Annotated in this window: 16 protein-coding genes and 1 tRNA gene; 5 read left to right on the plus strand and 12 right to left on the minus strand. The window is 28.2% G+C overall.

The genetic code is table 11. The features are described from left to right. The first annotated feature begins 1 nt into the window (after position 1). The 3 genes from SHK09_RS09305 (at position 2) to SHK09_RS09315 (ending at position 4,501) form a co-directional block, all read left to right on the plus strand. Entirely contained in the window at positions 2-1,423 is a 1,422-nt protein-coding gene (locus SHK09_RS09305; RefSeq protein ID WP_319810499.1) for a S8 family peptidase, read from the plus strand. Then, complete coding sequence (locus SHK09_RS09310; RefSeq protein WP_319810500.1) at positions 1,420-3,339, plus strand: hypothetical protein; 1,920 nt, start codon at positions 1,420-1,422, stop codon at positions 3,337-3,339. The genes SHK09_RS09305 and SHK09_RS09310 overlap by 4 nt, the downstream gene beginning before the upstream one ends. Positions 3,340-3,568: 229 nt before the next feature. Further along, the gene (locus tag SHK09_RS09315) at positions 3,569-4,501 is read left to right on the plus strand and encodes an endonuclease/exonuclease/phosphatase family protein (protein WP_319810501.1); all 933 of its coding nucleotides are present in this window, start codon (positions 3,569-3,571) and stop codon (positions 4,499-4,501) included. Positions 4,502-5,410: 909 nt separating this feature from the next. On the opposite strand, the gene SHK09_RS09320 is transcribed toward SHK09_RS09315, so the two are convergent. The 7 genes from SHK09_RS09320 to SHK09_RS09350 all read right to left on the minus strand — a co-directional run bounded on the left by SHK09_RS09320 (position 5,411) and on the right by SHK09_RS09350 (position 10,302). Continuing rightward, complete coding sequence (locus SHK09_RS09320) at positions 5,411-6,112, minus strand: DUF6371 domain-containing protein (RefSeq protein WP_319810502.1); 702 nt, start codon at positions 6,110-6,112, stop codon at positions 5,411-5,413. Positions 6,113-6,171: 59 nt separating this feature from the next. After that, complete coding sequence (locus SHK09_RS09325) at positions 6,172-6,360, minus strand: hypothetical protein (RefSeq protein WP_319810503.1); 189 nt, start codon at positions 6,358-6,360, stop codon at positions 6,172-6,174. Positions 6,361-6,365: 5 nt separating this feature from the next. Continuing rightward, positions 6,366-7,400 carry an AAA family ATPase gene (locus SHK09_RS09330; protein ID WP_319810504.1) on the minus strand — a complete coding sequence of 345 codons (1,035 nt, stop codon included), beginning with the start codon at positions 7,398-7,400 and terminating at the stop codon, positions 6,366-6,368. An 11-nt stretch (positions 7,401-7,411) separates the two neighbouring features. Continuing rightward, the gene (locus SHK09_RS09335) at positions 7,412-7,651 is read right to left on the minus strand and encodes a hypothetical protein (RefSeq protein ID WP_319810505.1); all 240 of its coding nucleotides are present in this window, start codon (positions 7,649-7,651) and stop codon (positions 7,412-7,414) included. A gap of 207 nt (positions 7,652-7,858) precedes the next feature. Continuing rightward, on the minus strand, positions 7,859-8,821 hold the full coding sequence (locus SHK09_RS09340; protein WP_319810506.1) for a hypothetical protein: 963 nt from the start codon (positions 8,819-8,821) through the stop codon (positions 7,859-7,861). Next, positions 8,821-10,176, minus strand: coding sequence for a tyrosine-type recombinase/integrase (locus SHK09_RS09345; RefSeq protein WP_319810507.1), 1,356 nt, complete (start codon positions 10,174-10,176; stop codon positions 8,821-8,823). The genes SHK09_RS09340 and SHK09_RS09345 overlap by 1 nt, the downstream gene beginning before the upstream one ends. Positions 10,177-10,228: 52 nt before the next feature. Next, positions 10,229-10,302 (minus strand) — tRNA-Met (locus tag SHK09_RS09350). Positions 10,303-10,411: 109 nt separating this feature from the next. On the opposite strand from SHK09_RS09350, the gene SHK09_RS09355 reads away from it, so the two are divergent. Together SHK09_RS09355 and SHK09_RS09360 are read left to right on the plus strand one after the other, a co-directional pair. After that, on the plus strand, positions 10,412-10,795 hold the full coding sequence (locus SHK09_RS09355) for an START-like domain-containing protein (protein ID WP_319810508.1): 384 nt from the start codon (positions 10,412-10,414) through the stop codon (positions 10,793-10,795). A 100-nt stretch (positions 10,796-10,895) separates the two neighbouring features. Then, positions 10,896-11,729 (plus strand): aminotransferase class IV, encoded by an 834-nt coding sequence (locus SHK09_RS09360; RefSeq protein ID WP_319810509.1) that lies wholly within the window; start codon positions 10,896-10,898, stop codon positions 11,727-11,729. Here SHK09_RS09360 and SHK09_RS09365 read toward each other — a convergent pair. From SHK09_RS09365 to SHK09_RS09385, 5 genes are all read right to left on the minus strand, one after another. Beyond that, the gene (locus tag SHK09_RS09365) at positions 11,726-12,283 is read right to left on the minus strand and encodes a YqgE/AlgH family protein (RefSeq protein WP_319810510.1); all 558 of its coding nucleotides are present in this window, start codon (positions 12,281-12,283) and stop codon (positions 11,726-11,728) included. The two genes, SHK09_RS09360 and SHK09_RS09365, sit on opposite strands and share 4 nt — an antisense overlap. Positions 12,284-12,371: 88 nt before the next feature. Next, entirely contained in the window at positions 12,372-12,647 is a 276-nt protein-coding gene (locus SHK09_RS09370; protein ID WP_319810511.1) for an HU family DNA-binding protein, read from the minus strand. Positions 12,648-12,837: 190 nt separating this feature from the next. Beyond that, entirely contained in the window at positions 12,838-13,782 is a 945-nt protein-coding gene (fmt, locus tag SHK09_RS09375; RefSeq protein WP_319810512.1) for a methionyl-tRNA formyltransferase, read from the minus strand. 2 nt (positions 13,783-13,784) lie between these two features. Beyond that, a complete protein-coding gene (locus tag SHK09_RS09380) occupies positions 13,785-15,680 on the minus strand; it encodes an ATP-dependent DNA helicase RecQ (RefSeq protein ID WP_319810513.1) in 1,896 nt (631 codons plus the stop codon). Beyond that, positions 15,677-16,216 (minus strand): ATP-binding protein, encoded by a 540-nt coding sequence (locus SHK09_RS09385; RefSeq protein ID WP_319810514.1) that lies wholly within the window; start codon positions 16,214-16,216, stop codon positions 15,677-15,679. Before SHK09_RS09385 ends, SHK09_RS09380 begins: the two co-directional genes overlap by 4 nt. Positions 16,217-16,222: the final 6 nt, after the last annotated feature.

Here is a 16,222-nt window from a genome sequence, read left to right on the forward strand (position 1 = left end):
AATGCAAAAAGAAGAATTTGAATTTCAGAAATTTGGGAAAAGTAGATCAATTTTACCATTCGTAATAGCAGCTTTGGTAATTTTGACTACGGTGTTCTTATTAAGAAATTGCAATTCTCCTAATGAGTTTTGGAATGGTACTAATCCCAATTATGCTCATAGAAAACCTGTGTTTCCAGAAAAACCAAATTTATTAATTCCTATTGACACCTTAAAAATAATAGTAAGACCCGACGATCCTTTAAAGAGACCAATAATATCAAACCTATTAAATGTATATGTACAGGATACAACGGATTTAAAGGTCTTTTCTCAAAATGTAATTAGTAATTACATTAATGATTCTTTAAAAGTAACCTATTATGCCGATGCATATAAACGTGTACAGTTTGAGGTTCCACCAAGTAGAAGAATAGGCCTAAAGGCACAAATTAAACAAGATTTTTCATTAGTTAAATTTGTGTGTTATGAATCCATATTAACCTCTAGTCAAACTAAAACAGATCCAGGATTTAACAACCCAAATTATGATTGGTTTTACAGTCAAATTGGACTTTTTAAGGCATGGAATCAAACAATGGGAGACCCTAGCATCAAAATTGCTGTTATAGATGATTCATTTGATCCAAATCATAAAGAGCTTATAAATCAAATAGAAAAACCTTGGAATGTATTTGAATATTCAAACAAAATAAGTTCCTACAACAATAAAATGATTCACGGTACTCATGTTGCAGGTACAGTTGTTGGAGAAATTAATAATGGTATTGGAATTTCAGGAGTTGCGCCTAGGTGTAAATTAATACCAATTCAAATTGCAGATCATAAAGGGATGATGACAACCTCTTCTATATTAGATGGTATTTTTTATGCATTAAAAAATGATGCGGATATCATTAATATGTCATTGGGAATGAATTTATCTTATGCATTTGGAAATTTAACAGAAGAGCAACAAGAAGCGTATGCAAAGACAATTTATATCGATGAAGCTGAAATGTGGAATGAAGTTTATGAAATTGCAGAAAAGGAAGGTACTATTATTGTACAAGCTGCAGGAAACTCTTCTGTAGTTTCAGATTTAGATCCTATGAAGAGGTCAAAAGTCTCCATAATTGTAGGTGCAACCGATAGAAATGAAAAAAAAGCACAATTCTCTAATTATGGAGAAGGAGTTGATATTTATGCGCCAGGTGTTGATATTTATAGTAGCATACCTAATCAGCAATTTAAACTTATGGACGGTACTTCTATGGCATCACCAATTATATCAGGATGTGTGGCTTTAATTAAGTCGATTGATAGAGATATTTCCTTAGAAGAGATTAAGGTGCTAATGAAGGAAACTGGTAAAAAGGTAAATGGTACTAGCAATAAGTTAATTCAAATTAATCAACTTTTATTAAAAATGAAAGCATTATGAATATAGTTAATGAATCCAACTTAGGGAAAATAAAATCGGTATTTAATGATAATGCTTCGAATTCACATTATTATAAGATTATTCATAAAAAAATTCAAGGGGTCCTGCAAAATTTGGAGTTTGCTAAGCCAATTATACAAATTAATAAAGGTACAATTGTATGGCAAGCAGACACTGATGGACCTTATCTTAATTACACTTCGTTAGATCAAGAAGGTAAACAATATATTGATGAGTTAATTCAAGGTGCACTTAATAAATTGGCTACAACCCTAGAAGGTATTTCAGATAAGGGGTTCTTAGAAAATATAATAGAAATACCAGATGAAAACGCTATTTTTTATACAAAAGATTTAAATAATAATATTAGTATTATTCTTACGGAATGGGGGTATACAAAAGATGAACATATAAAAAGAGAAGGTGTTTTAAAAAAGATATTCTCTGCAACTATGAAATCATTTATTATCAAATTTAAATCCAATAAAAATGAATTCTTAGAGGGTATAAATGCTGTCGTTTTATCAGAGAATTTAAACTTCCAAGGAACTTCGAATAAGGAGGGGGTAATTAAGATAAATAACTTAAAAAAAGGAAATACAATAGTAATCAATAGCCCTGAAAAAAGTTTTCAAGAGGTAAAATTAAAATTAAATACAATAGAAGAATATGTTATAGTTGTCCAAAGAAACTATACTTTAACCTTTAAGATAATTAGCTCAAACGGTACAGCTGTAGCAAACGAAAATTTTTCATTTAAATCTGAGTTATTCAAAAACAGAAACTTCAAAACTGATTCAAATGGGGTGTATGAATTGGAACATCCTGAAAAAGATGGAGATTTTCAAATATTCTCAAATGAGGGAGATGAATTATTGTATTCAAATTTACCTAGTGAAAACAAAACTTACACAATTACATACGATTTACCTATTATAGAAGAACCAATCAATATAGAAAAACCATTATTGGAAAGAAATATTGAATTAGAGTTTTTAAATAGGAAACGTAAGCCTATTGTTAATCAGCCAATTGATATTTATGGCTTAAATGGAAAAACAAGTTATACAACTGATAATAATGGCATTGTCTCTATTACTTCTCTAAATAAAGATATTGAGTATGGAGTTTTTATGAATTATAAGAAGACCAGTTGGAAACAAGAGTTTAAACATACAGATAAAAAAAAGTATACTTTTATAGTTAAACAGGAACGAATTTTATGGTGGTGGTTGCCATTCATCTTTTTTTTTTTACTCTTACTACTCATTCCAACTGAAGTCATTCATGAGTTTACAATATTAGATAAATCTACGAAACAACCTATTGGTTTAGTAGATGTTTCAAGTTCTGAGTTAGGTGTTTATCAAGTTCAGAGTAATAATTATAAAACTGATAGTCTTGGTAAATCGTCTATGAAATATGGTAAATACCCTTTGTATAAGCAAATTTTTAATAATCAATCTACTGATGTTTTTGCTCGAAAATCGGGATATGAAAGCTTAAATTCAAAAGTATCTTTAAGTTATTTTAAGACACAGGAGAGTATTATATATCTGAATAAATTATCTCCACCTGTAATCGTTGAACCAATAGCGGAATGTAATTCAGGAGGAGATGCTGGAAATGCAGGTGAAAATTCTATTATAGAATTTGATTTAAAACAAGAAAATGGGGAGTTTGTTTTTTCTTATTATACCGGTGATGTACATGCAGATATTATAAATATCTATAACTGTTCTATGGGAGAAATAAGGACCAAACTGCCTATTTGGAGTTTCAACGACACTACTGGTAGGGATCATGAAATAATTATAATCCCTTTTAGTAAACGTACGGTTACTATTGAAGTAATTGGAGGAGGCAATACCCATTCTGTATGGTCTTATTATGTAAATTGTCCTTCCATACAATAATTCAGAATAAAAAATAATAATGTTTAAAGTTTCATATTTTTTTTTAAATATTAAAAAAGTATTTCATTCACAAGATGGTATAGAGGTTCTTTATTTAACGTTTTAAGAGATTTCTATGAGTAGTTATAAAGTTTTTATTGTTCTTTAGATAAAGGAAAATGTAACAAAGTCAGTGTTTGAGTATAAATGATATTTCAGACCTTGTTATATCTAAATAATAAGTTTGATTATGATACAAAATAAGTTTAAATTAATTGTTGGAGTACTAGTTGTGCTATTATTTTCTTGTACTTCAGGTCATAAAAAAAACTTCTCACCCCAAAAAGAGGAATTAGCAGAAAATGTTATATTTTCAAAGCCCTTACAGGCTAGGTCAAAAAAAAAAATAAGATCATCTAATTCATTAAAGATTGTAACATGGAACATCCAAGATTTAGGAAAAACTAAGAATGCAGAAGAAATTATTGAAATCGCTAAAATTCTAAGAAATTATGATCTTATTGCCATTCAAGAAGTAGTTGCTAAAGATCCTGCAGGAGCACAGGCTGTTGCTAGAATTGCAGATGAATTAAATAGAATGGGTAGTAAATGGGATTATCAATTTAGTAATCCTACAAAAAGTCCATCAGTTTACATGTCAGAACGATATGCTTTTCTTTGGAAAACATCAAAAGTTAGTTTGTTAAAAAAAGCATATTTAGATAAAGACTTAGAAGATAAGTGTTTTAGAGAGCCATTTATTGGTAAGTTTAAACTAAAAAAAGGCACAAAGCCGTTTTATGTAGTCAATTTTCATTCAAGAAAACACAATGATCATCCAGAAGAAGAAATAAAATTTTTCAATGATTATCCAGAAAGGTTAAATACGAACAATATTTTTATTGTTGGAGATTTTAATTTAAATGAACGTCATAAAGTATGGAGTGATCTATATGAATTAGGATTTAAAAGTGCTGTTAAAAATAAAAAAACTACCTTAAAAACGGCATGTAAGAATGGTGTTTATTTAAATCATTCTATTGATAATATTTACTACAATTCATTAGAAGTTAAGTTTGTTAATTCAGATCATTTAGATTTTGTTAAAACATGTGGTAATATAAAAAATGCTAGAATGTTATCTGATCACCTACCAGTATTTTTAGAGTTTACAATGTATTAACTTTTTTAATTAAAATACTAAAATGAAAATAGAAAACATAATAAAAATATTTAACAATTATTAATGAAAATTAAGTTGGTTTTGTAAACATTTTTTAAAGTTTAGTTTTAGGAAGAGGTTTGAAGAAAGAAAAGAAAACCTACCTTAATGGAATATAAAACATTAGTATACCCTGTTAAACAACCCAATCATAAAGCAGTCAAATCATTTGCGAATTTCACAGGTGAAACCTATCTACAAGAATTATCTAACAAAGAAGAGAAGGATTAAGATCTTAATACAATGGAGATATCTTAACGAGAAGAAAGACGAACTGATATAGTTAGTGAGAAATTCTCCTGGGATGGTTTATAGATTGAAGAGGCTTACGGTGCAATGGGGCATTGAGATTAATGGATTTTCTAGATTAGATAATTATGAGATTAATAACCATCAACTTAGTTTAAAAATTAAAATTAGGTAAATTCAAAATAAAAATAATAGTGAATACTTTGTGTTTTAAAGTTGGTAGTTTACTTTTCTTAGTCTTATTTTATCTTTTTCGCAAAAAAAAAGCAATGAAAAGATAATTCATCTACAGAAAATAATAAAGTTATAGAGTCTTGTAATATTGATTTTGTTAAATTTTGTAAAAACTTAACTGAAGCAAGAAAGTTATCGGATCATTTACCTGCTTATATAAAATTTCAATAATTTTTTTAGGTATTAAAATCTAACTTTTATTTTTCTAATTTATGATGTTGAAACAATAAGGGTATTTGTTACATAAAAAGAAAGCGACAACCGAAGTTGCCGATTTAAATGTTTTCATAACCAATAGCTCTTAAAACTATTTCCTGTAAAACTTGTGATTGCTCACGTAAAAATACGGTTAGAAAACCAACAAAAACACCAGTTGCTTATACGTGCTCACTTAAAAAATACAATTTGAAAACCAATAAAGACACCAGTTGCACCAGTTGCTAACCACAAAAAACTAGGTACTATAATACTCATAATAATTGCCGTTTTTTCTGATTCTACGATACAAATTGTACCTTTTTTTGTAATACGGTTTACATTATGTAGCCCAAATAAGCATTGTTGTAATATAAAATTCTTTATTTTTAATTGTTTATGTATCCAACTAACATGATTAAAAGGTTGTTTTACCCTTTTTCCTGTACCACAATTGTATTGCATTATCTTACCGCCTCGTATTACATTTTTTGTGTCTATTTGCCAAAATATTGTTGCACGGTGCCAGTAGTTTGTTGTACCAATGTAATACAGGTCTACTACTCGTGATACAGCTTTAGGTTCGAAATGTTTTAATAAATAGCTTATAAAGTTACTTTGTTGCTTTGTATTACAATAATCTTGCAATACTTTTCTATTGTGATACGAAGGTTGTATTACTTCTGTGATACAGTTATTAATATTTGTAATACAATTTGATGTAGGCTTTTTAAAATAACCACATTTACTTTCTCTATCACATCGTCCATCCGTTGAATTTAAATAATGATTAGTTTCATTGTCTACAAATTTTACTAATGTTTTTTTATTACAATTTGGGCAAACAAATTTTTTACTTGATCTATCTAAACTGTATTTATAATTATGTTTCATTTTTTTGAATTCGTACCATTCGTACTTGTTTTTAAGTACGAATGGTACGATTATGTTTTTTAATTTTTTCTAATATGATTTTCTAATAAATAACGCAAGCCATCCTCTTTTGTGAAATCGGGCAATACACTATTCTTTTTTAATTTTAGGGCACTTTTATTTACATCGCTTCTTAGCATATCAGATAGCTTAATAAACTCTTCTTTAGAAAGAGCTTTTGCTATTTTATATATATCTGAAGCAACCATCTATCTTAGATATTTAGTTTTTTTCTTCTTTTTCTAATTGCTCCTTCAGTTAAGCCTAATCTATCGGCAATCTTAACATTTGGAAGTCCTTCAGAAATAAATAATTTTATTTGTTCGTTTTTTTGATCAGAACTAATAGAATCAAATGATTTAAGATGTGCTGTTTCTGAATCGAAATCTTCAAAATGAAATTCTATAAAATTAGTTTCTTTATCAAGGCTACATACAATAACATTTTCTGTATGATATAAATGCTCTGTGTTACGCTGTTTTATTTGTTTGATGTATCTTAATGATGATTCTTGAGAACTACTACCAATAGCAAAAGAACTGTCACAAAAATTCATTAACATTTTACTGCCTGCTAAATCATTTTTACTAATAGGCTTAGACTCATCTCTTTTAGGTGTATGCGCTAATACGAGTATTGATAAGTTTTCTGACTGTGATAATCTTTTAAGTGTTTTCATTAACACTAAAGCATCTTTTGCTTTCTCATTTTCACTACTCAAAAAAGTAAGATTATCAATAATTAAAACGGAGGTGTCATTTCTTTTAATAATTGCATCTAACGTCTTACATAAGTAGTCTTCAATGCCTTTAAATTCTTTTGGGATATCAACTTCTGTATTAATCTCAGCTCGAAGAAAATTTGAACTAAATTCATAATGATTTTCATAATCTTCTGAACAACGGTTTTCGAATTGTTTGTCTGACAACTCAAAGTCTAAATAGAGTACTTTTTTTGCATTACTCTGCAATTTAAACCCAGGAATCGCAATTCCTCTACTTATACTATCTGCTATTTGCACAGCCAAAATAGACTTACCTAGGTTTGTATCTGCAAAAAGAATACAAACTTCCTTCTCATACCATAATTCACTAAAAAGCATATTAGGTATCGGTCTGTTTTTTGCTTCTTCAACCCAAGTGTTGGCTTTTTTAACAACCAAACAGCTACGCTCTAAAGAATTGTCTTTGAGTAGCTTTTGGTTTTTTTCAATATCATTAATAATCTGATCTATTTTATTATTTTTCATAATAAATAGATTTAATTATCTAGATTATTTCTAGGTTGTGGGATATATAGTGTAATCTCCTTTGGACTTGAAGGGATATGCAGTATTATCTCATTTGACTTTTTATCTGATTTAGTATATTTTAACTCCCATAAATAATCTGAAATTATTTCTCTTATAATTACAGATATTTTCACACATCTTTGGTCTGCTAGAATTTGAAGATCTTCTTTTTGTTCTTCATCAACTCTAAAATTAATTGTTGTTTTCATTTTTAACTTTTTAAAAGATTATTAATAAATGCTCTTAGAAAGTAAAGTGAATTTTCACCATAAAGGTTATCACCTAACTAATAGCATTTAGATAGGTGTAAATAAAGTGATACAATGTTTTTTTTACAAGGGAAGAGAAAGGGTATTCTTAAGGTATTTTAGGGTGAAAAAGTTGAGAGTAGGGTGTTTTAATAAATGACTCTTCTTTCAATCAAATTTAGTCCAAACTTCTTTGATACTTTTTAACCTTTTTAAGTGTTCTAAATTTTTTGAGTCACTTAATTTTATTCCGCCAATTGTAAGATTAAAGTTTTTATTTATTAACTTCTGAAATACTTTAGCTGATGGAACTTTATATTGTAAATCTTTTTTAAAAAAGAAAAAAAGACTCACAATATAACTATGTATTTTATTATTTTCATTGCTTAATAGAAGTTCTATAAATTCAAGCTGTTTTAAAGAATGAAATTCTTTGGAATATTCTTCGTATATATTTTGAGCTATAGTTTTTGGTGTAAAAATAGAATCTTCTTCAAACTTGAATTTAGTATTTAGGCTAATCAGAATAGATAAATTATTTTCAAATTTAAACATGTCAACCAAAAAAGGGGTAGATTCAAAAACTTCTCTATTAAAATAATCTAAGTATCCAAACAGATATGGTAAGACTAAGCTATTATGCCCTTGCAAATGATACTTAAAAGATTCCCTAATTCTAAAGAGTGTTTTAAATCTTTTTTCTGAAACAACTTCTTTTTCAGAGTTATATTCTAAACCTATTTGTATATCTCCTTTTGCTAAATTGAAATATTTATTAAAGTAATCTAAACCTATTCTTCTTTTTTCGATTTTAGATAATCCATATGTTTCATCCTCAAAGTGTCTATTGAATAGTATATTATCTCCACCAACACCAGCCTTATAATGTTCTAAAATAAAATCAAATATCATATTAGCCAATTTAGCGGTGTATTTATATTCTAAGTTTTTTTTAGAAATTCCAATTTTAGCAGTCATTACTCCAAGCTTTTCCGTAGAATAAGAAGGAGCAATATTTTCGCTATAGCTTTCAACCATTAAACCCTTGTCAAATAAAAGTTTGTCCGTTTGATCATATCCCAAACCATATAATTCCAGAGGGTTAAGTGTCCCAAAATATGTTTTCTTCATTATTTTAATAATTTTGAATAATCTTCAGGTAAAACAGCATCAATATCTCTAAGATATAATTCTAAAGCTTCCATCGTTGCATGACCTGTAATTAATTGTAATTTACTTTTAACCTCAAAAGGAGTAGCTGTTTTTGCCATTTCTTTGTATAACTTGGTTATAAAAGTATGCCTAAAACTATATAATCCATAATTTTTATCTAAACCAAAGTGATCTTTTATTTTTTTGAATTGTTTGGTAAAAAAATCTCTTTTATTATTTTCTTTTGTTTCCCATTCTCCTCCAAATTTATCAGGAGTGAAAAGAAAATGATCTTTATCTAGATTAGAAATATTTGGTAACTGGTCAATTAAAATGTCAGGAATTATTTTAATTTTTACAGGTTTGTTTTTAGCTCTTACATAGAGTCTTTTATCCTTTAAATCAAGATCACCTATTTTTAATCTACAAACTTCTATAGGTCTTAAATAATTATATGATACAAATTGTACAAAAAGGTATAGAATTGTATCATGTTCTTTTAAATAGGCGAATATTTCTTTTTCTTGAGTTGAGGTATACGTTTTGTTTCTTTCAGGAATTGCTTTTAAGACATTGATTTTTTTAATAAAGTTGTCGTATATAATCTCATTGTCTTCTAAAGTTTGAAATAAGGAACTTATATCTGTTTTTGTGTTATTTCTATTTCGAGAACTTGTAGTTTGTAATACAGTGTTTAAGTATTGTATTACAAGTTTTTTATTAATGATTGAAATATCACCTTCTAAATCAATACTTTCTTTTTGCAGCCATTTAATAAACCTATTGATTCTACTTCTAAAATTAGCATGAGAATTTTCACTTTGCACTTTAGATTTTATTTGAAAAGCTAAATTAAAAGCTTTTTTTATGGGATAAACAATAGCAATAGGTTCCGTTTCTTCAATAAAGGTTCGTTTTTCAGCAATTGTCTTTGTTTTATTTATTTTCTTTTCATCACTTGAAAGTAATTGTTCAATAAATTCTGCTAATGAACTATTATCTCCATAAGGATTGAAACCTTTTGATAAAACATACTCTAAACTCTCTTTTAATTTCGATAATATATGATAACGACTTTTTTTGTCTTTATAATAATTAGCGCCTGCTTTAATATTTATTTGCCTTTTTAATCTCCCTGTTTTTGGGTTTCTATATGAATAGTAAACATACCAATTTTTAGAAAGAGCATGTTTTCTATCTGTATTAGAGAGTTTTGACCAAGTGTTTATATCTACACCACCAGTAAAGATTTTGGGTTCTGAATAATTCAATTTCATAGCTGAATCGTGTACCTTTTCGTGTACTTGCTGTAAAAGTAAGAAAATAGAAGACATAAAAAAACGAATTGTGAGACACAATTCGTTGATTTAATTAGCATTAAGCTTGTAGCGAGAACGGGATTTGAACCCGTGACCTCAGGGTTATGAATCCTGCGCTCTAACCAACTGAGCTACCTCGCCATGGTTTTGAGGCTGCAAATATAATAGAATTTCATTAACTGGCAATAATTGTTTTTAATTTTTTTTAAATAGAATTAATACCTATCTTGTTCGCTTAAGAAAATAATCAATGGAAAAAGTAAAATTTGAATTAGAAATCCCTATTCATGCATCGCCAAACATGCTGTACCAATATATCTCTTCACCATCAAACTTACAAGAATGGTTTGCCGATAAAGTAAATTCTAGAGGTAAAATATTTAGTTTTGTTTGGGAAGATACAGAGGAATTAGCTGAATTAATTACAAAAAAAGCTGGCGAAAGAATGCGTTGGAAGTGGTTAGAAAGCGAAGATGATGAAAGTTTTTTTGAAATTAAGATAGAAGTAGACGCGTTAACTAAAGACGTTTCTTTAATTGTTACAGATTTTGCAGACGATGAAGACGAAGTAGAAGAGTCTAAACAACTTTGGGAGAATCAAATAGAAGAATTAAGACATACAATTGGTGCTTAAATCAAATTATAAATAATATTAAAACCAGCAGAATTGCTGGTTTTTTTATGTTTAATATCTATTGAATTATATTATTTTTGCAATTCTTAAAAATAAAACAATGATTAATTTTAACGGTGAGTTATTATTCAAGGAAAACATAAAATTAACAACAGACAATAGAGGTTTTAAATACGGAGACGGAATTTTTGAAACAGTTAAAGTAGTTAATAAAAAAGTAGTTTTTTGGGAAGATCATTATTTTAGATTAATGGCTTCTATGAGAATGCTTCGTATGAAAATTCCTATGGAGTTTACTTTAGAGTTTTTAGAAAAAGAAATTTTAAAAACAGTTGCTGTTCTAGAAGAAGTTACTTCTTACAGAGTTCGTTTAAATGTTTTTAGAAAAGACGGTGGTTTGTATACGCCAAAAACAAACGAAATAGATTATTTAATTGAAGCTTCAGAGCTTAATTATAAAACGAAAGAAGTGTATCAAGTAGATGTGTTTAAAGATTTTTATAATTATTCTGGTTTGTTGTCTACTGTAAAAACAAATAATAGAATGATAAATACTTTAGCAAGTATTTATGCTAATGAAAATGATTTAGAAAATTGTGTTTTATTAAACGAACGCAAAGGTGTAGTAGAGGTAACTAACGGAAATATATTTGTAGTTAAAGACAACGTAGTAAAAACACCTGCTTTAACAGAAGGTTGTATTAAAGGTATTGTTAGAAGTAAGGTAATAGAAATTCTATCTAAAAATAAAGATTTTACTATAGAAGAAACAGCTATTTCACCTTTCGAAATTCAGAAGGCAGATGAGGTTTTTATCACAAATGCAATTGTAGGCATTCAAGCAGTTACTAAATATAAAAAGAAGTCTTTTACAACAGAGTTATCTAGTAAGTTACATGCTAACTTAAAAGTATTACAGATAGCTGCTAATTAGTTTAAATTAAAATCATCTGGGGCATTTGCCCAAAGTTTATAATTGCCACCTTTTTGAAGTAATTTGTTTTTCCAAAGGCTTTCTTGATCATTAGAAAAAATATTATCAAAGTCATTTTCTGCAACAAACCAAGATTTTTCATTTAATTCGTCTGTTAATTGGTTTTTATCCCAACCAGAATATCCTAAGAAAAAACGAATATCAGATTCTTCTAAAAGACCTTCGTTTAATAAATTTTTAAGTTGTTTAAAATCTCCGCCCCAAAAAACACCATTGGCAACTTCTACACTTTTATCTAATAATTGGGGTATTCTATGAACAAAGTATAAATTGTCTTGTTCTACTGGTCCGCCTTGATAGATGTTAAAGGAACAATCTATCTCTGGTAATAGATCGTTAATACTGTACTCTAAAGGCTTATTTAAAATAAAACCAACAGAATTACTATCTGTGTGTTCGGTTAGCAATACAATAGCTCTATTAAATGAATTGTCATTTAAAATAGATGGTTCTGCAACCAGCAATCTACCTTTTTTAGGATCTAGTTTAGACATTCATTTTTTTGTTTTAAATGTAAGGAAAATTTTAAATAAAAAAAAAACTCTCTTAAAAAGAGAGTTTTATATTATTAAGAGACTGTAATTATGAGTTTACAGCATCGCTTAATCCAGCTCCAGCTTTAAATTTAGCTACGTTTTTAGCAGCAATTTCAATAGCTTTTCCAGTTTGAGGATTTCTACCTGTTCTTGCAGCTCTGTTAGAAACAGAAAAAGTTCCGAAACCAACTAAAGCAACTTTATCACCTTTCTTTAAAGAAGAAGTTACGTTATCTGTAAAAGACTCTAATGCTGATTTTGCAGCTACTTTAGAAATTCCTGCATCTGCAGCCATTGCATCGATTAAATCTGACTTGTTCATAATAAATTGATTTTTAAAATTATTTAATAATTGTATTTTTCGCTTAAAAGCTTAACAAATATAGACGGATTGTGGGTTTACGCAAATTTGAAGGGCATAAAAATGCTTTTTTGTTAATAAAAGTAGGTCAATTGTTAATAAACCAAGCATTGAAAATCGAAAAACCCTACAAACCGCATTAATAAAGGCTTTAGTACATTTTTGCTTCAGATGAAAAAGAATAGCCATTTAGTAAACTTTTAGCATCCATTTTCTTCTTACCAGAAAGTTTAATTTCATCTATTATTATGTATCCTTTACTAGCAGCTACTTTTAACTCTTTTTTGGTGGCAATAATTTTTCCGAAGTCATAATTATGCTCTTCTACTTCTTTTCTAATCGCATAAATTTTAGCAGAAACTTCTTCTTCATTATTTTTAATAATTGTCCAAGCTGTTGGAAAAGGATTTAAACCACGAATCTTATTATATATATTGTCTAAAGAATCAGACCAATCTATTCTTGTGTTTTCTGGGTTTAGTTTTGGTGCAGACTTTTCTTCTAAATCTGGTTGTTTAGTTGTTTTTACTTCACCTTTACTAATATAGTCTACGGTCTTAGAAACTAAACCAGCACCTAAGAACATTAATTTGTCATGTAAAGTACCTACAGTTTCATTATCAAGAACAGCAATTTCTTCTTGTAGAATAATTTCACCAGTATCAATCTTATCATCAATAAAAAAACTTGTAACACCTGTTTTTGTTTCACCATTAATTATAGCCCAATGTATTGGTGCTGCACCTCTGTATTCTGGTAATAAAGATGCATGTAAATTAAAGGTACCAAATTCTGGCATTTGCCAAACTACTTTTGGTAACATTCTAAAAGCAACTACTATTTGTAAATTAGCGTTTAAAGCTTTTAACTCTTGTAAAAAATCTTCATTTTTTAAGTTAGTTGGTTGTAAGATATTTAGGTCTTGAGACTTTGCATATTTTTTTACAGCAGATTCATTTAATTTTCTTCCTCTTCCTGCTGGTTTGTCTGGCGCAGTAATAACGCCAGCAATTGTATAGTTGTTTTCTACTAAATGTTTTAAAATGGCCACAGCAAAATCTGGAGTTCCCATAAAAACAATGCGCAAATCTCTCATAATTATATTTTTAGTTGAAATTTATTCTGATTATTAATTGTTATTTTTTCTTCAGATAACAATGTCTGCAAATGTATTAAAATGTCTTTTTCAAAAGTATTTAAAAGACTGCTAATTTCGTTAGAGGATAGTTGCTCTTTTTCTTTTAAAAGTAACAGTATTTCTGATGAAAGATTACTTGTATTTCTTTTTTTGTTACCAATACATACATCGCAAATACCACAGGTTGTTGCTGTTTTTTCATCAAAATAAGAAAGTAATTGTATACTTCTACAAACTTTATTATTTGTTATAAAATTAATAAAATTGGTAGCTTTCTCTTTCTTTAAGAATAAAAATTGTTTTATTTCTTTAGAAAACCTATTAATGGTTTTGTCATCTTCTCTTGGTAATAGAAAATTTAAAGCGATATTACTATTTACTTGGTTGTATTCTACTAAATTCTGAGCTTCTAATATCTCTAATTTTTTTATAACTTGTACAGATGTTATACTTGCTTTTTTTGCTAAAAAAAACTCATTTATCTTTACTTCATCTTCAAAAAGACCACCGTATGTTCTTAGAAGTACATTTATAAAATTCTTAAAATTGGTGTCATTCCTAGAAAAATTTAAAATAGAATAATGTGTTCCTATTACTTTTAAGGTCGATTTTTTATTGAAACTATTATTTAATTCAATTACACCATAATTAACTAGTAATTTAAGAATTACATCTGTTTTTAAAACAGGGAAACTATATTTTTTACAAAATTCAAAAAAGTTAAAAGAGAAGGTTTCTTCTAAAAGTTCTCCGTTTGCAACTCTAAAATGTTGATATAATTTTTTATGTACTTCTTTAATTTCTAAAATTGAAGGGATAGAGTTTTCAGTTTGTTTTTTATGTAAATAAATATCATTTTCATTGTATAGTAAAACACCAAAAGATTTTTTCTCATTTCTACCCGCTCTACCAGTCTCTTGTACATAATTTTCGATACTTGTAGGTAGGTTGTAGTGAATTACTAAACCAACATTGGGTTTGTCTATTCCCATGCCAAAAGCATTTGTAGCAACAATAATTGGTTTCTTTTCTGTCATCCAATCATTAAAAGCAGTTTGTTTTTCTACAACAGTTAAACCAGCATGGTAATAGGTGCTGTTAAAATGATTTGCTTTTAAAAAGTTAGAAATTTCTTCTGTCTTTTTTCTTGAATTAACATATATAATTGCTGGTACTTTTGTCTTTTTAAAAATTTGAAGTAATCGTTCTAATTTATCTTCAATTTTAAAAACCTGATAAGCTAAATTTTCTCTGTAAAAAGATTTTTTAAATGTTTTATGATTGGTAAGTTGTAAATTATTAGAAATATCTGCAAGAACTTTTTTATTTGCTGTAGCGGTTAAAGCTATAAAAGTAATGTCTGGTAAAAGTTCTTTTAAAACTTTAATGTTTCTGTAGGAAGGTCTAAAATCATGTCCCCATTCCGAGATACAATGCGCTTCATCTATTGCAACTAAATTTACATTTAATTCTTTTAATTTTTGTTGAATTAAGGAAGATTGTAATCTCTCTGGAGAAATATATAAGAATTTAACTCGACCGAATTTAACTTTATCAAATAAGGTAACAATTTCATCTTGACTGCTGCCAGAAGGAATTGTAACAGCCTTAATGTCTCGCTTTTTAAGGTTTTCTACTTGATCTTGCATTAAGGCTATTAAAGGCGAAATAACTATACAAACTCCTTCTTTTATTAAAGCAGGTACTTGAAAACAGATAGATTTTCCTCCACCAGTTGGTAACAAAGCAATAGCATCTCTGTTTTCTAAAACACAAGTAATAATTTCTTTTTGAGGTTCTCTAAATGAAGAAAATCCCCAATATTGCTCTAAGATTTTTTCTGGTGAAATAATCATTCGCAAGAAAGCGACTTAATAATAAAGTCCGTACGTTCTTTAACAGAACCAAAAGGAACATTAATTAAATTATAACCTAATTCTGTATAAGCATCAATAAGAAAAGTATCAATCTTTACAGACTCTTCAAAAGTTTCATAACGCTCATTGTCTGTTGTATGAATTTCTTCCCAAGGAGAAAAATGAAATATTTTACTGTATTTACATTCGTTACTTTTCTCTAAAAAATAACTAGGGTATTCTGTTTCAAAATAATTCATGTATGCATGTACGTCTGGTATTCCTCTATCGAAAAAAACAATTTTTTCTTTTAGGTTTGCAGACTTAAAATATTGTTCTTCTCTACCTTCTAAAAGCATTTTACTAAACAATAAGGGTTCTGTTAAAAACAATTGATCGATACCTTCTTTCTTCGCTTTTAAAATAACTTCTCTAGAAACTTCTGGCATACAATAGAAGTCTCTTTTTATAAGTTCGTTAATAATAGTTGTTTTCCCTGTTCCGGGTCCTCCAATAAGAACAATTTTTTCCTGCATTTTACA

Origin of the sequence: Polaribacter sp. PL03, from assembly GCF_033875165.1 — a bacterium.
GTDB lineage: Bacteria > Bacteroidota > Bacteroidia > Flavobacteriales > Flavobacteriaceae > Polaribacter.

Coding starts and splice junctions, on each gene's coding strand:
- SHK09_RS09340 (WP_319810506.1), bottom strand. CDS start 8,821: ATGAAGAAAACATATTTTGGGACACTTAACCCTCTGGAATTATATGGT.
- SHK09_RS09335 (WP_319810505.1), bottom strand. CDS start 7,651: ATGAAAACAACAATTAATTTTAGAGTTGATGAAGAACAAAAAGAAGAT.
- SHK09_RS09385 (WP_319810514.1), bottom strand. CDS start 16,216: ATGCAGGAAAAAATTGTTCTTATTGGAGGACCCGGAACAGGGAAAACA.
- SHK09_RS09325 (WP_319810503.1), bottom strand. CDS start 6,360: ATGGTTGCTTCAGATATATATAAAATAGCAAAAGCTCTTTCTAAAGAA.
- SHK09_RS09320 (WP_319810502.1), bottom strand. CDS start 6,112: ATGAAACATAATTATAAATACAGTTTAGATAGATCAAGTAAAAAATTT.
- SHK09_RS09365 (WP_319810510.1), bottom strand. CDS start 12,283: ATGTCTAAACTAGATCCTAAAAAAGGTAGATTGCTGGTTGCAGAACCA.
- fmt (WP_319810512.1), bottom strand. CDS start 13,782: ATGAGAGATTTGCGCATTGTTTTTATGGGAACTCCAGATTTTGCTGTG.
- SHK09_RS09310 (WP_319810500.1), top strand. CDS start 1,420: ATGAATATAGTTAATGAATCCAACTTAGGGAAAATAAAATCGGTATTT.
- SHK09_RS09315 (WP_319810501.1), top strand. CDS start 3,569: ATGATACAAAATAAGTTTAAATTAATTGTTGGAGTACTAGTTGTGCTA.
- SHK09_RS09355 (WP_319810508.1), top strand. CDS start 10,412: ATGGAAAAAGTAAAATTTGAATTAGAAATCCCTATTCATGCATCGCCA.
- SHK09_RS09370 (WP_319810511.1), bottom strand. CDS start 12,647: ATGAACAAGTCAGATTTAATCGATGCAATGGCTGCAGATGCAGGAATT.
- SHK09_RS09345 (WP_319810507.1), bottom strand. CDS start 10,176: ATGTCTTCTATTTTCTTACTTTTACAGCAAGTACACGAAAAGGTACAC.
- SHK09_RS09360 (WP_319810509.1), top strand. CDS start 10,896: ATGATTAATTTTAACGGTGAGTTATTATTCAAGGAAAACATAAAATTA.
- SHK09_RS09305 (WP_319810499.1), top strand. CDS start 2: ATGCAAAAAGAAGAATTTGAATTTCAGAAATTTGGGAAAAGTAGATCA.
- SHK09_RS09330 (WP_319810504.1), bottom strand. CDS start 7,400: ATGAAAAATAATAAAATAGATCAGATTATTAATGATATTGAAAAAAAC.
- SHK09_RS09380 (WP_319810513.1), bottom strand. CDS start 15,680: ATGATTATTTCACCAGAAAAAATCTTAGAGCAATATTGGGGATTTTCT.